General features: G+C 74.6%; 13 protein-coding genes. 9 read left to right on the top strand and 4 right to left on the bottom strand.

Annotated elements, in window-relative coordinates:
- Positions 1-101 precede the first annotated feature (101 nt).
- Both D5H75_RS11900 and D5H75_RS11905 read left to right on the top strand, forming a co-directional pair.
- Positions 102-3,398, top strand: coding sequence for a hypothetical protein (locus D5H75_RS11900; protein ID WP_119926433.1), 3,297 nt, complete (start codon positions 102-104; stop codon positions 3,396-3,398).
- A gap of 82 nt (positions 3,399-3,480) precedes the next feature.
- Complete coding sequence (locus tag D5H75_RS11905; protein WP_119926434.1) at positions 3,481-3,975, top strand: MaoC family dehydratase; 495 nt, start codon at positions 3,481-3,483, stop codon at positions 3,973-3,975.
- A 30-nt stretch (positions 3,976-4,005) separates the two neighbouring features.
- On the opposite strand, the gene D5H75_RS11910 is transcribed toward D5H75_RS11905, so the two are convergent.
- Positions 4,006-4,401, bottom strand: a complete 396-nt coding sequence (locus D5H75_RS11910; RefSeq protein ID WP_119926435.1) for an NUDIX hydrolase — start codon at positions 4,399-4,401, stop codon at positions 4,006-4,008.
- Positions 4,402-4,477: 76 nt separating this feature from the next.
- Between D5H75_RS11910 and D5H75_RS11915 the strand changes: the two genes are divergently transcribed.
- The 5 genes from D5H75_RS11915 to D5H75_RS11935 all read left to right on the top strand — a co-directional run bounded on the left by D5H75_RS11915 (position 4,478) and on the right by D5H75_RS11935 (position 8,425).
- Entirely contained in the window at positions 4,478-5,119 is a 642-nt protein-coding gene (locus D5H75_RS11915) for a DUF6758 family protein (protein ID WP_119926436.1), read from the top strand.
- Positions 5,116-5,961, top strand: coding sequence for a PHP domain-containing protein (locus D5H75_RS11920; protein WP_242454158.1), 846 nt, complete (start codon positions 5,116-5,118; stop codon positions 5,959-5,961). Before D5H75_RS11915 ends, D5H75_RS11920 begins: the two co-directional genes overlap by 4 nt.
- 167 nt (positions 5,962-6,128) lie before the next feature.
- Positions 6,129-6,746 carry a MarC family protein gene (locus D5H75_RS11925; RefSeq protein ID WP_119926437.1) on the top strand — a complete coding sequence of 206 codons (618 nt, stop codon included), beginning with the start codon at positions 6,129-6,131 and terminating at the stop codon, positions 6,744-6,746.
- Positions 6,747-6,842: 96 nt separating this feature from the next.
- The gene (locus D5H75_RS11930) at positions 6,843-7,589 is read left to right on the top strand and encodes an MBL fold metallo-hydrolase (protein WP_119926605.1); all 747 of its coding nucleotides are present in this window, start codon (positions 6,843-6,845) and stop codon (positions 7,587-7,589) included.
- Positions 7,586-8,425, top strand: a complete 840-nt coding sequence (locus tag D5H75_RS11935) for a RecB family exonuclease (protein ID WP_119926438.1) — start codon at positions 7,586-7,588, stop codon at positions 8,423-8,425. Before D5H75_RS11930 ends, D5H75_RS11935 begins: the two co-directional genes overlap by 4 nt.
- A 122-nt stretch (positions 8,426-8,547) precedes the next feature.
- Here D5H75_RS11935 and D5H75_RS11940 read toward each other — a convergent pair whose 3' ends face one another.
- Together D5H75_RS11940 and D5H75_RS11945 are read right to left on the bottom strand one after the other, a co-directional pair.
- Positions 8,548-9,465, bottom strand: coding sequence for an oxygenase MpaB family protein (locus tag D5H75_RS11940; RefSeq protein ID WP_119926439.1), 918 nt, complete (start codon positions 9,463-9,465; stop codon positions 8,548-8,550).
- A 13-nt stretch (positions 9,466-9,478) separates the two neighbouring features.
- The gene (locus D5H75_RS11945) at positions 9,479-10,534 is read right to left on the bottom strand and encodes a TetR/AcrR family transcriptional regulator C-terminal domain-containing protein (protein WP_119926440.1); all 1,056 of its coding nucleotides are present in this window, start codon (positions 10,532-10,534) and stop codon (positions 9,479-9,481) included.
- A gap of 162 nt (positions 10,535-10,696) precedes the next feature.
- On the opposite strand from D5H75_RS11945, the gene D5H75_RS11950 reads away from it, so the two are divergent.
- Both D5H75_RS11950 and D5H75_RS11955 read left to right on the top strand, forming a co-directional pair.
- Positions 10,697-11,797: an FAD-dependent monooxygenase gene (locus D5H75_RS11950; RefSeq protein WP_119926441.1), complete on the top strand. Its 1,101-nt coding sequence runs from the start codon at positions 10,697-10,699 to the stop codon at positions 11,795-11,797.
- Between the two features lie 27 nt (positions 11,798-11,824).
- Complete coding sequence (locus D5H75_RS11955; RefSeq protein WP_119926442.1) at positions 11,825-12,031, top strand: hypothetical protein; 207 nt, start codon at positions 11,825-11,827, stop codon at positions 12,029-12,031.
- A gap of 297 nt (positions 12,032-12,328) precedes the next feature.
- On the opposite strand, the gene D5H75_RS11960 is transcribed toward D5H75_RS11955, so the two are convergent.
- The gene (locus D5H75_RS11960; RefSeq protein ID WP_119926443.1) at positions 12,329-13,240 is read right to left on the bottom strand and encodes an alpha/beta fold hydrolase; all 912 of its coding nucleotides are present in this window, start codon (positions 13,238-13,240) and stop codon (positions 12,329-12,331) included.
- Positions 13,241-13,250 lie beyond the last annotated feature (10 nt).

Raw genomic sequence — 13,250 nt, forward strand, 5'->3', positions numbered from 1 at the left:
TGCGGCGCTCTGTTGACGATCGTGGTGTTCGGCCCAGGAATGCCGGGGAACTTGCCTGGCTCCGGGGCCGGGGTAGGCTGCCCAAAGAGGAGGTACAGAGCGTGGCCTCGGACCCCCGCGACCCGCGCTCGTCGGGTTCGTCCCCAGACGACGCCGACAGTGAGCCCGCGCCTCCCTCACGCGCGTCCCAAGAGCCTCCGCCACCCCTCGAACACCGCCCGCCCGGCCCCCGCCCGGACTCCGGCTCCGGCGCCGACGACCTCACCAGCGGCTCCGCCGACGGCGCCCCCCACCGCTCCTCCGCCGACGAGCCGCCCCGCCGCGGCATGCCGTACGGCGGGCGCGGGGCCGAGGACGAGTCCCACTCCTGGACCCGGCCGCCCTACGAGCGTCCCCGCGAGACCCGGCCCCGGCACAGCCGCACCATGCCCTACTCCGCGCCGCCCCCCGACGACGCGCCCGAACTGGGCCCCTGGGACAAGCTCGTGGCCACCGGCCGCCCCCGCCCCCGTCCCCCCGTCGGCGTCGACCCGGGCGCCGTACGGCCCGAGCCCCGCGAGGAGCGCCGCAGGCCGGTGAGCAGGGGCGAGGGCGCCGTCGTCCTCCCCGGCCCCGGTTACCGGCCCGGGCCGGCGGCGGAGCCCGCCGCGGGACCCGGCGGAACCCCCGACGCCGCCGCGTCCGCCGAGCCCGCCGCGCCCACCGAGCCGATCAAGCCGGTCGACTCCGGCGAGCCCGCCGCCCCGGCCGACGCCGTGCGCGAGGCCGCGGGGCCCGGCGGGGCCAAGCCGCCGCCCGACCTGCCCCGGCACCGCAGCGAGCCGCTCGCGCCCGACGCCCCGCCCAAGGAGCGGGTGAAGGGCACGCCGAAGGCGCCGGGCAAGGGCCGCAAGGCGCGCTCGCTGCGCGACGTCGTCCAGCCCGCCGGGAAGACCGCCCCGGCCGAGGCGCCGCCGGCCGCCCCGGGGGACAAGCTCGTCGCCTCCGGCCCGCCGCGCCGCCGCGCGCTACGGGGAGGGGACGAGCGGCGCTCGCCGTTCACCCGGCGCACCTCGCCCCCGCCGCCCCGCCCGCCCCGGCGGCGGCGCGGCAGCGGGCTGGTCGTGCCCCTGCTCGTGCTGGCGATCGTGCTGGTCGGCGCGGGGGCGGGCCTCGTCGTCTTCAACTGGATGGAACGCCCGCAGGCGCCCGCCCGCTCCGGATTGACGCTCGCCGCCGGGGAGGTCACCCCGATCGACCAGTCGCTGCCCGCCATCGACGGCGCGCGGGGCGACGGGGCGCGGCAGGCGCTGCGCGACGTCGGCGCGGTCGGATCGGCCATGGTCGCGGTCGGCAGCGACACCGCGAGCGTGATCCCGCGCCCGCTGTTCCTGGTGTCCCAGGACTCGGGGCGGAGCTGGCGCATGGCCTCGGTCACCGGCGCGACCGGCGGAGAGCCCGTCGCCGCGACCGCCGACCAGGTGGCCGGGGGACCGCTCGGCTGGGTGGCGGTCAGCTCCTGGGAGTCGTTCGCCGGGATGTGGACCAGCGCCGACGGCCGGAGCTGGAAGGCGCTGCCGCCCTCCGCGCTGGGCGCGTTCCGGCCCGGGGACCACGTCGCCGACCTCGCCGCGACGCCCACCGGATTCGTGGCCGTCGGCCGTACGGCGGCGGCGCCCGGCGCGGACCGGGCCTCTCCCGTCGCGTGGTTCTCGCCCGACGGGCGGAGCTGGCGGCGCATCGAGGCCGGCTCGATCGGCCGCCCGGAGCTCGTGGGACCGCTGAACGACGTGGTCGCGCGCGGCAACGTCGTGGTGGCGCTGTCGGAGTCGCCCGGCGACTCGCAGAAGTCGATCGTGCTGCGCTCGGTCAACGGCGGCCGCGACTGGCAGCCGGTGGCCGCCCAGATCCAGAACCTCACCCCGCAGGACGGCGGGCTGGCCGCGGTGAAGGACGGGTTCGTGCTGATCCCGGCCATCCAGCGGCCCGGCGGGGCCAACGCGCCGCTGCCGGTCTGGTGCTCCTCCGACGGCGAGCGCTGGCAGGCCTGCGGGTCGATGAGCGGGCTGGGGTACGACGGCGCGGGCGTGCGCGCGGTGGCCGGGAACGGCGCGTCGGCGGCGGCCGTGGTCGAGGTGGGCCTCGGCAGGTTCGCCGTCTACACCAGCGCCGACGGCAAGCGGTGGAACCGGTCGCACGACCTGGGCCAGATGAGCGGCGGCCAGCTCAACGGGCTCGCCGTGGCCTCCGACGGCGGCCTGGCGGTCGTGGGCGACCAGAGCGCCGCCGACGTGGACAACCGCCTGGTCCTGTGGCAGGCGTCGCGGGGCCGCCCGGCCGAGCAGGTGCAGGCGGGCGGCGTCGAGGGGCTGCGCCGGCCCTGGCGGCGGGCCAACCGGCTGGTCGCGGGCGACGGGCAGCTCGTGCTCGTCGGCGGCTCCCACGGCGACGCCGCGATCTGGACCAGCCCCGGCGGCGGGTCCTGGACCCGGGCCGCCCACGACCCGGGCACCTTCGGCGGCGACGGCCGCCAGGAGCTCCTGGACGTGGCGCGCGGCCCGCGCGGCTGGCTCGCGGTCGGCAGCACGAGCCCCGAGGCCGACCGTACGGCGGCGCTCATGGTGACCTCGGCGGACGGCAAGGCCTGGCGCAGGGTCGGCAGCCCGGCGCTCCAGCCCACCGGCGACGACAACCGCTCCCTGGCGGCCTCGGCGGTCGCCGCCGGCGCCAAGGGCTACGTCATCGCGGGCACCGACAACGCCTCCGGCGCGGAGAGCCCGGCCCTGTGGCACTCGGCCGACCTGCGCGGCTTCACCCGCGTGACGGGCCTGCCCTCCGGGGCCTCCGGCGTGCGCCTGCACGACGTGGCGGCCACGGCCACCGGCTTCGTCGCGGTGGGCGGCGCGGGCTCCGGCGAACGCGAGACCGCCGTCGTCTGGACCTCCGCGGACGGCCGCGCGTGGACGGCCGGCGCCAAGATCGTCCCCTCCGGGGCGCAGGAGACCGGGCTGCGCCACGTGGTCGCGCGCGGCGACGCGGTCACCGCCGTCGGCCTGGCCCGCAGGGGCGGGGACCGGGTGCCGTTCTCGGCGGTCTCCTCCGACGGCGGGCGCACCTGGACCACGCACTGGTTCCCCCGCTCCGGCGAAGCCGAGATCGACGACCTGGTCGCGACGGCGTACGGACTGGTCGCGGTCGGGGCCTCCGGCTCCCCGGGCACGCAGGACAGCGCCGCGTGGACCTCCGCCGACGGCGAGACCTGGGAGCGCCGCAGCCCCACCGGCACCGGCCTGTCCGGCCCCGGGGTGCAGCGCCTCGACGGGGTCACGGTGGTCGGGGAGCAGGTCGTGGCGATCGGCCGCAGCACCACCTACACCCAGGACCACGTGACCCTGTGGCGCTCCACGCTGCGCCGCTGATCACTTTTCCGCGCCGGGGCGGGCGCTCAGCCGTACCCACAGGTAACTTGTGCGGCAGGTCTTCGGGAGAGAGGCGGAGGGCATGCGCTTCGGCAGGTACTTCGAGGAGTTCGAGGTCGGCGAGACGTACAAGCACTGGCCCGGCAAGACGGTCACCGAGTACGACGACCACCTGTTCTGCCTGCTCACCATGAACCACCACCCCCTCCACCTCGACGCGCACTACGCCGCCGAGGCGACGGAGTTCAAGCGCAACGTGGTCGTGGGCAACTACGTCTACTCCCTCCTGCTCGGCATGTCCGTCCCCGACGTGTCCGGCAAGGCCATCGCCAACCTGGAGGTCGAGTCGCTGCGCCACGTGGCCCCCACCTTCCACGGCGACACGATCTACGGGGAGACCACGGTCCTGGCCAAGGCCGAGTCCCGTTCCAAGCCCGACCGGGGCGTCGTCGAGGTCGAGACCCGCGGCTACAAGCAGGACGGCACCGTCGTCTGCGTCTTCCGCCGCAAAATCATGGTCCCCAAACAACCCCAAGCCCCCGACCCCCCCTCCCGCCCCCAGCCCCGCCTCCCCTGACCGCAGGACGCGCCGGCGTGCGTGGCGCGGTCAGGAGGGGAGGGCGTGCCAGGTGGTGAGGGCGGTCAGGAGGCCGGGGGCCAGGGGGAGGTGGTGGAGGTCCTCGGCGGTCACCCAGCGGGTTTCCAGGGCGTCGTCGCCGGGTCTCAGGGTGCCGCCGGTGGGGGTGGCGGCGTAGTCGTGGATGTCGTAGACGATTCCGGACGCGCCGGGGACGTCCACGCGGCCGACCAGATCGCCCACCTCGATCTCCAGGCCGGTCTCCTCGCGCATCTCGCGGATCAGGGCCTCGGAGTCGGTCTCGCCGGGCTCCACCCGCCCGCCGGGCAGGGACCAGAGGCCCTGGCCAGGGGGGTTGGCGCGCTTGATCAGGAGGAGGCGGCGGGAGTCGTCGTGGACGACGGCGCCGACACAACGCATTCGCATGGGAATCGAAGATTACGTCCAGTTCACGGCATGTGCCCTTGACGTACGAGGGTAAGTCAGAGCACCGTCGGTAAGCGTGAGAGCCGCGCCGAGCTGTCCGCGGTGTTTCGAGCCGCTGCACGCGCCGAGTCCGTGGTCGAGCGCGTGGCGCTGTGGCGTACACGGAGACGTGCTGCCCCTCCAGCCCGCCCTGCGCCCGTCGGCGAGCGCGCTCGACGCCCTGATCCAGCGGACCCGGGTGCCGGTGTGGCTGCCGTGGCCGCTGCCGCCCGCCTGGCTGGTCACCGGATTCGCCTGGGTCGGCGACGAGCGCAGCGGCGCGCGGGCGGGCGTCGTCGCCATCTCCGGCCCCTCGATCGTGGACGGGCCCGCCGACATGCTGCTCGTCGCCGAGGAGCCCGGCGTCGGCCTCGGCGCGGCGTACGCAGGGCTGCCCGGCCCCGACCCCGGCCCGGGGTTCGGCGCGGGCCCCTCGCACGCCAAGCTCGACGCCTGCGGGCACCCCACCGCCCTGTGGTGCGTGGAGGGCGCGGACGACCGGGCCGTGTACGTCGGGGAGGCCCTCGGCCACTGGCTCTGGGCCGTCGCCTGGCCGCCCGAGGCCGGGGTCCTCGTCGCCCTGGAAGAGCTCGACCTGCGCGATCTGCGCGACGGCGCCCTGCCCGACCTGCCGTACGGCGCGCTCACGCCCCGTCTCGGCGGCGAGGCGGGCTCTTGACCGCGCTGATCGACCTCCACAGCCACAGCGCCGCGTCCGACGGCACCGAGCCGCCCGCCGAGGTCGTGCGGCGGGCCGCCCTGGCCGGGCTCGACGTCATCGCGCTCACCGACCACGACACCGTGGCCGGGATCGCCGAGGCGGCGCGGGCGCTCCCGCCGGGGCTCACGCTCGTGCCCGGGATGGAGCTGTCCTGCGCCCGCGACGGCCAGAGCGTCCACCTGCTCGCCTACCTCTTCGACCCCGACGACCCCGACCTCGCCCGCGAGTGCGCGCTGATCCGCGACGACCGGATCCACCGGGCCGAGGCCATGGTCGCCCGCATCGTCGCCCTCGGCGTGCCCCTGACCATGGAGCGCGTCCGCGAACTGGCCGGGGACGGCGTGGTCGGCCGCCCCCACATCGCCCGCGCGCTCGTCGAAGCCGGGGCGGTGGGCACGTTCGAGGAGGCGTTCACCCCGGACTGGATCGGCCCCGGCGGCCGCGCGCACGTGTCCCGCTACGCCCTCGACCCGGTGGACGCCGTACGGCTGACGCGCGCCGCCGGCGGGGTGCCCGTCCTCGCGCATCCGGGGGCGGACAACCGCGCCGTGCCGGACGACGTGATCGCCGAGATGGCCGCGGCCGGGCTGTTCGGGCTGGAGATCGACCACCGCGGTCACGACCCCGCCACCCGGGACCGCCTCCGCGCGCTCGCGGCCCGCCTGGACCTCGCGGTCACCGGCTCCAGCGACGACCACGGCGAGCTCACCGGGCACATCCTCGGCTCCGAGACCACCGCCCCGGAGGTCTACGACCTCCTGGTCGCCGAGGCCACCGGCGCGTCCCCCCTCAAGTCCTGACCCCGCCCCCCGCCCGCCGCACGGCGTGGGCCCGCGCCCGGCCCGCCGCACGGCGTGAGCCTCGTCCGGTGGGGGGCCGCAGGCTCAGGCCGTACCTGGTCAGCGGGGTGGAGGGGGTGGTTAGTAGCATCGGAGCAGACCCCCCGTCGATCGAGATGGGGGGATGAATGGGGTTCGACGCCCGGTTCTTCGGTGAGGCGTTCGTGACGCTGTTCGTGATCGTCGATCCGCCGGGGATCGTGCCGCTCTTCCTCGCCTACACCGGCGGGAACTCACTGCAGCAGCGGCAGCGCATCGCCTGGCAGGCGTCGGTGGCGGCGTTCTGCCTGATCGTGATCTTCGCGTTGTTCGGGCGGGCGCTCCTGGACTACCTGCACGTCACGGTGCCGTCGATGCAGATCGCGGGCGGGCTGCTGCTGCTCCTGGTCGCGCTGGAACTGCTCACCGGCAAGACCGAGGCGCCCGCCGACCGCAAACGCGCCAACGTCAACGTCGCGCTCGTGCCGCTGGCCACGCCGCTGCTCGCCGGGCCCGGCGCGATCGTGGCCACGATCGTGTTCGTGGACCAGGTCAGGGGCGACACCGGCCGGATCCTGACCCTCGCGCTGGCGATCGCGCTCGTGCACGTCCTCCTCTGGCTGACCATGCGGTTCTCCGTGTCGATCATCAGGGTGATCAAGGACAACGGGGTGGAGCTCGTGACCCGGATCGCCGGCCTGCTGCTGTCGGCGATCGCCGTGCAGCTCATCGTGGACGCGATCCGGAGTCTGCTGAAGGGGGCCTGACCGGCTCCCGGGGGCCTGCCGGAGACACCTCCTCCACGGGGGCCTTTCCTCGCCGCTCGTCGCGTTCCGCGCCGATGGTCGGTAGTGTTCGGTGCCGTGACAGCGCGCATCGAGCGAGTGGTGACCTCCGGCGTCGTGACTCACGACGACGTCGAGTACAAGGTCGACAACAACACCTGGATCATCGGCGACGACGACGAGGTGATCGTCATCGATCCCGCGCGGGACGCCGAGAAGATCATGGAGCAGGTCGGCGAACGCGAAGTGCTCGCCGTCATCTGCACCCACGGCTACCCGGACCACGTCGGCGCGGCCATCGAGATCGTCATGCGGGACGAGGCGGTGGTCGCCCTGCACCCGCGCGACAAGGCCCTGTGGCGCGAGACCTGGCCGGAGACGCAGCCGGACATCGAGGTCGAGCCCGGCGGGCAGTTCGCCGTCGGCGACGTGATCCTGGAGGTCGTGCACACGCCCGGCGCCAGCCCCGGCGGCATCTCGCTGACCTGCGACGAGCTCGGCGTGGTGTTCACCGGCAAGACGCTCCAGGCCGACGGCCCCGGCAAGGTCTACGACACCTACCCCGACCTGCCGACGCAGCTCACCTCGATCGGCCAGCACCTGATCTCGCTGCCGCCGGACACCCGCGTGCTCCCCGCCCACGGCGAGGAGACGACGGTCGAGGAGCAGGAGCCGCACTTCGACGACTGGCTGTCCGGCAGGCTCACCACGACGCCCGCGTCCGAGGAGGCCGCGGACTCCGCGGAGTCCGGGGACGCCGACGACACCGACAGCGACACCGACGTCGACAAGTCCGGTAAGCCGGACAAGTCTGAGGGGGTATGAGCGAACAGCTCGGCCTGCCCGGGATGCCGCGACGGCTCTTCTCCTGCACGCCGTCGCGGCTGAACACCTGGCTGGACTGCCGGCGCCGGTACCGCTTCACGTACCTCGACCGGCCGTCCCCGCCCAAGGGCCCGCCCTGGGCGCACAACAGCATGGGCGCTTCCATCCACAACGCCCTCGCCGGCTGGTGGCGCCTGCCCGCCGGCCGCCGCACGGTCGAGTCCGCCGGGAACCTGCTCGCCGCCGGCTGGCTCAAGGAGGGCTTCCGCGACGAGGGCCAGTCCACGCTGTGGCGTGAGCGCGCCCGCGGGATGGTCGAGCGGTACGTCGCGGCCATCGACCCCGACGACGAGCCGGTCGGGGTCGAGCGCACGGTCGCGACCCGCACGGAGGCCATCGCCCTGTCCGGGCGCGTGGACCGCATCGACCGCCGCGGCGACGAGCTGGTCATCGTGGACTACAAGACCGGCCGCCGCCCCCTCACCGAGGACGACGCCCGCTCCTCCCTGGCCCTGGCGATGTACGCCGTGGCGGCCGGTCGCGTCCTGCGCGTCCCCGCCTACCGGGTGGAGCTCCACCACCTCCCGACCGAGACCGTCGTCTCCTGGCGCCACACCGACGAGTCCCTGGCCCGCCACCTCGCCCGCGCCGAGGACATCGCCCTGGAGGCGGCCGAGGCCGAGGAGACGTACAAGACGGGCGGCCGGGCCGCGGCCAAGCCCGACTTCCCGCCCAACCCCGGCCCCATGTGCGGCTGGTGCGACTTCCGCGCCGCCTGTCCCGAGGGCCAGGAGGCCGCCCCCGCCCACCAGCCCTGGGACGGCCTGGCCGGCTGACCCCCGCCCCTCCCGGACGGGGCCGTCCCGTCCGGGGTACGGCTCGCGCGCGCCGCTCACGCCCTCGCGGGCGTCGCGCCCACACGCGCGCAGGTCTCGCGAGGGTCGGGGCGGGGTCCGGGTCAGGCGGCCCGGGAGGTCCAGTGGGGCCAGCGGCGGGGGTCGGTGAGACCCTTCAGGCCCTTGCCCATGTCGTAGCCCAGGGCGCCGAGGCGGCGGCGCGAGCGCTCCAGCATGTCGCGGGTGCTCGGCATGAACGCCAGGTCGTGGACGGGCTCGGGGAGGGAGTTCAGGCTCAGGCGGAACGCCTTCAGGGCCGCGGTGACCGCGGGCTGGGGGACCTCGGGGAGCAGGCCGTACATGTCGCGGGCCCAGCGGGGGAGCGTGTAGTAGCAGAGCGCCCCGAAGGGGAGGTAGGCAGGCTTGACCGGGGCCAGCCGGCGCAGGTCCTCGGGCATGGTGGGCCACAGGAGGAACCGCATGATCTGGCGCGCCTCCTCCGAGACGCGCAGGACCGGCCGGACGGAGGCGAAGTACTCCTCCATCTCCGCGACCGAGCCCGGCACGTCCTCGGCGTGCAGGCCCACGTAGGTGGCGCTGCGGCGCTGCTCGGCGAGGTACCGGTCGGCCTGGGCGTCGCTGAGCCGCAGGCCCCCGCGGCGCATGATCTCCAGGTAGGAGTACACCTCCGCGCAGTGGACCCACAGCAGCAGCTCCGGGTCGTCCACGCGGTGGGTGCGCCCGGTCTCGGTGTCCTCCACCCGCAGCATGCGGTGGATCCCGCGGATCTTGGCCCCGAGCGCGACGGCCTCCTCCGGGCTGCCGAACGTCACCACGCCCACGAAGTCGGCCGTGCGCCGGAGCCGCCCGAACGGGTCCTGCTGGAAGTTGGAGTTCTGCCAGACGCCCCGGGCGGGCAGGGGGTGGAGCGCCTGGAGCATCAGGCCCCGGACGCCGCCCACCCACATGCCGCGATCGATGTGCACGAGCCACGTCACGGTGTGAGGCGGCTGCACCACGCTGTCTTCGACTCGTCCCATAGTAAGTAGATAATTACATGGCCCCGTCCGGCCCGTCCTCCCGGGGGTCCCCGCCGGGGTCTTCGCCGTGCCGTACGCCCAGGGCCGGGTGGTGGACGGCGAGGCCGTCGAGCAGCGCGCGCAGCCCCATCTCGAACAGCGCGTCCAGATCGAGGTCGTAGCCGTCCCGCAGCCCGGAGAGGATCCGGGCGAACACCGGGTACCGCCCGGAGGCGGCGATGCGGTCGAACGCCTCCTGCTGCAGGTCCACCCAGTCGTCGGCCGACAGCCCGCTCGCGGCCTCGGCGCGCGCCTCCTCCTCCAGGTGGATCGCCATCCCCTGGACGTAGCTGTAGAAGAGCACCTGAAGGTCCATCACCCGGGTCGCCGGCAACCCCAGCCCGTCCAGCGCCGACAGCAGCCGCTCGCCGTGCGCCGTGACCCCTTCCAGCGCGACCGGCCTGGTCAGCGGGTTGACCTGGGCCAGCCACGGGTGCCGCCGGAACAGCGTCCACAGGGTCCGCCCGACGAGCTCCAGCCGCTCCCGCCGGCCGCCCGCGACCTCGCCGGGATAGGCCGCCTCGCCGTACGCCGCGTCCGCCATCAGCATCACCAGGTCGTCCTTGCCCCGGACGTAGCGGTAGATCGACATCGTGGCGGCCCCGAGCCGCGCGGCGACCGCGCGCATCGACACCGCCTCCAGCCCCTCGCGGTCCGCGATCTCGATGGCCGCGCGCACCACCCGCTCCCGCGAGATCTCCCCCGGGTGGGGCCCGCCGCCCCCGGCGCCCTTCCGCGCGCCCCGCGCCGTCCCGGTGGCCGGTCGCGCGGGCCGTACGGCCTCGCCCTGCCGTACGGCGGGGGCGGGCGCGGGGCCGGCGACGACGGTGCCGACGCGGGGTTCGGGGCGGACCACGCCCTCCTGGGCCAGGGTGGTGAGGACCTTGGCGGCGGTGGCCAGGGCGACGTTCCACTCGCGGGCGATCTGGCGCGTCGAGGGCACGCGGTCGCCGGGGGACAGCTCGCCGTCGGCGACGCGCCGCCGGATCTCCGCGGCGATCCGGAGGTAGGGGGCGGTCTTTTCCGGCATTTTTTCGGGCCTCCCATCCCTGTACTAGTACAGACCCTACCGGGGTGATCGGCCGCCGAACACCTTCTGTTCTAGTACAGATCCCGCGAAATCGCAGGTTGTCAGGGCTTTGTGTACGCCGTACAGTCAGGTCCGCGTACAGCATACGAGAGGGGTTTCCCGATGGAGAACGTGCTCATCTCCGGAGCGTCCGTCGCCGGTCCGGCCCTGGCGGGCCTGCTCGCGCGGAAGGGCTTCGCGGTCACCGTGGTCGAGCGGGCCCCGGCCCCGCGGCCCGGCGGGCAGGCCGTGGACGTGCGCGGCGTGGCGCTTGAGGTGGCCGCCCGCCTGGGCGTCCTGGACGAGGTGCGGCGGGCCCGGACCCGCATGCGCGGCATGTCCATGGTCGACGGCGACGGCAACGAGATCATGCGCAGCACCGAGGCCACCGTCAGCGGCGGCCGCCTCGACAGCGACGACGTGGAACTGCTGCGCGAGGACCTCACGGGCCTGCTGTACGAGCGCACGAAGGACGACGTGGAGTACGTCTTCGGCGACTCGATCGCCTCGATCGCGCAGGACGCGGACGGCGTGGACGTGACGTTCGAGCGCGGCGCGCCCCGCCGGTTCGACCTGGTCGTGGGCGCCGACGGGCTCCACTCGAACACCCGCCGCCTGGTCTTCGGCGACGAGTCCCGCTTCATCCGGCACCTGGGGATCTACCTGGCGATCTGCAGCGCCGAGAACTTCCTCGGCCTTGAGGACTGGCAGGTGTGGATGCGCGACGGCGACGTCGGCTACGGCCTCTACCCGGTCCGCGGCAACACCGAGCTGCGGGTCAACGTCGGCTTCATGGCCGAGCCGTTCGAGTACGACCACCGCGACGTGGAGGCCCAGCGCCGGATCATCGCCGAGCGCTGCGCCGGCCTGGGCTGGGAGACTACGCGCATCCTCGACGCGATGGCCAAGGCCCCCGACTTCTACTTCGACTCGATGGCCCAGATCCACCTGGACCGCTGGTCCGAGGGCCGCGTGGTCCTGCTCGGCGACGCCGGCTACTGCGCCTCGCCGCTGTCCGGCCAGGGCACCAGCCTGGCCCTGGTCGGCGCGTACGTCCTGGCGGACGAGCTGGGCCGCGACCCGGAGGAGGCGCTGACGCGCTACGAGAAGCGCATGCGCCCCTTCGTCGAGCTCAACCAGGCGCTGGCGACGGAGAACCCCGGCGGCCCGGCGGCCGAGGAGTCCGTGGAGCGCGCCAAGAACGCGATCTCCCTGGACGGATAGTCACCCCAGACCGGTAGATTTCCGCTCGTGACCCCCGGCAGGCCGTACGCGGAAGTCCCCACGATCCAACTGGTGGCCCTGGCCCTGGCTCTCAAGGACAACGACAGTCCGTTGCTGGAGGCCGCGCGGGCCCGCGAGTACATCCGCGACGAACTGGACCATCGCGACAAGAAGGAACGCGGCGATGCCCACCGCGAACTCCTGGAGCGCGTGAAACGCGCCGACCGCCCCTGAGGCGGGCCGGCGCGGCTCCCCGTCTCCCCGTCTCCCCTCGATCCGGGCATCGCCTCGCCGCCGGCCGCCGTCTTCCTCTCCGGGCCCTTCTGCGCGCCGACGATGCTCACGGTGATGGGCCTGATCGGGAAGACGGTGTCCCCGAATGCGAGCCGGGCCGCCACCGACCACGAGGCCGTCCGTTCGCGCCATCCTCGCCCGACCGCCGCGCCGTTCCTCGCCGGGATCACGCGGCCTCGGGCACAGGGTGTGCCCGGAACCGCGTGATCAGCGCGAGGGAGGGGCCGGGACCAGGGGTCAGAGGGTCGGGGTGGCCTGGGAGAGGGGGTCCTCGCGGGGGTGGGTCATGGCGATGCGCTCGGCCTCGTTCCAGAAGCGGACGAGGGCGGCGGCGGTCGTCTCCGGGGCCTCGACGGCGGGGGAGTGGGCCGCGCCGGGGAGGACCACGCAGTCGGCGTTGAGGCGGCGGGCCATGGCCGCCTGGACGTCCGTGGGCCAGGCGTCGTCGTTCTCGCCGCACAGGACCAGCGTGGGCAGCTCCAGGGCGGCCAGCGCGGCCACCTTGTCCGGGCAGGTGAGGACCTCGTGGCCCATGGTGGCCAGGCCCGTCGGGCAGTTGTTGAGCATGCGGCGGCGCAGGAAGGCGACGATCTCCTCGGGGATGCCCGCGGCCACGGCCTCGGGCTCCATCGCGGTCTCCCAGATGCGGCGCACGCCCATCTCCGGCAGCCGCTCCAGCAGCGCCCAGCCCGCCGTCGCGCGGCGTCCGCCCACCGCGCCGGGGCCGGAGCTCATCAGCGTGTGGGAGGCGACCTCGATCCCGCCGCCCAGCACGGCCTCGCGGGTGACGAGCCCGCCGAAGGAGTGCCCCACCAGGTGCACGGGGTCGTCGCCGAACACTCCGGCGATGGCGGCGATGTCGCGGCCCAGCGCCTCGCAGGTGTAGGCCTCCGGCGCGGCGCCGCCAGCCGACTCGTGCTGCCCCCGCATGTCGATGGCGACCACGCGGCGCCCGGACTGGGCGAGAGTCTGCAGGACGGCGATGAAGTCCTCCTTGCTCCCGGTGAACCCGGGCACGAGGAGGGCGGGCCAGCGCTCGGTGGCCCCGCTGGCTGGAGACGCCTCAAGGGCTGCGAAGGTCCCCACCGGTGTCTCGATCGAGCGGGGAAGCACGCCGGGAGGCAGCGTCAGAAATCGCGGGGTACTCACGTAAGCTCAG

Source organism: Bailinhaonella thermotolerans (genome assembly GCF_003594875.1).
GTDB classification, from domain to species: domain Bacteria; phylum Actinomycetota; class Actinomycetes; order Streptosporangiales; family Streptosporangiaceae; genus Bailinhaonella; species Bailinhaonella thermotolerans.

Excerpts from the sequence above, each read along its gene's own strand:
- D5H75_RS11905 (WP_119926434.1), top strand. The coding sequence starts at position 3,481 with ATGCGCTTCGGCAGGTACTTCGAGGAGTTCGAGGTCGGCGAGACGTAC.
- D5H75_RS11910 (WP_119926435.1), bottom strand. The coding sequence starts at position 4,401 with ATGCGAATGCGTTGTGTCGGCGCCGTCGTCCACGACGACTCCCGCCGC.
- D5H75_RS11925 (WP_119926437.1), top strand. The coding sequence starts at position 6,129 with ATGGGGTTCGACGCCCGGTTCTTCGGTGAGGCGTTCGTGACGCTGTTC.
- D5H75_RS11935 (WP_119926438.1), top strand. The coding sequence starts at position 7,586 with ATGAGCGAACAGCTCGGCCTGCCCGGGATGCCGCGACGGCTCTTCTCC.
- D5H75_RS11940 (WP_119926439.1), bottom strand. The coding sequence starts at position 9,465 with ATGGGACGAGTCGAAGACAGCGTGGTGCAGCCGCCTCACACCGTGACG.
- D5H75_RS11945 (WP_119926440.1), bottom strand. The coding sequence starts at position 10,534 with ATGCCGGAAAAGACCGCCCCCTACCTCCGGATCGCCGCGGAGATCCGG.
- D5H75_RS11950 (WP_119926441.1), top strand. The coding sequence starts at position 10,697 with ATGGAGAACGTGCTCATCTCCGGAGCGTCCGTCGCCGGTCCGGCCCTG.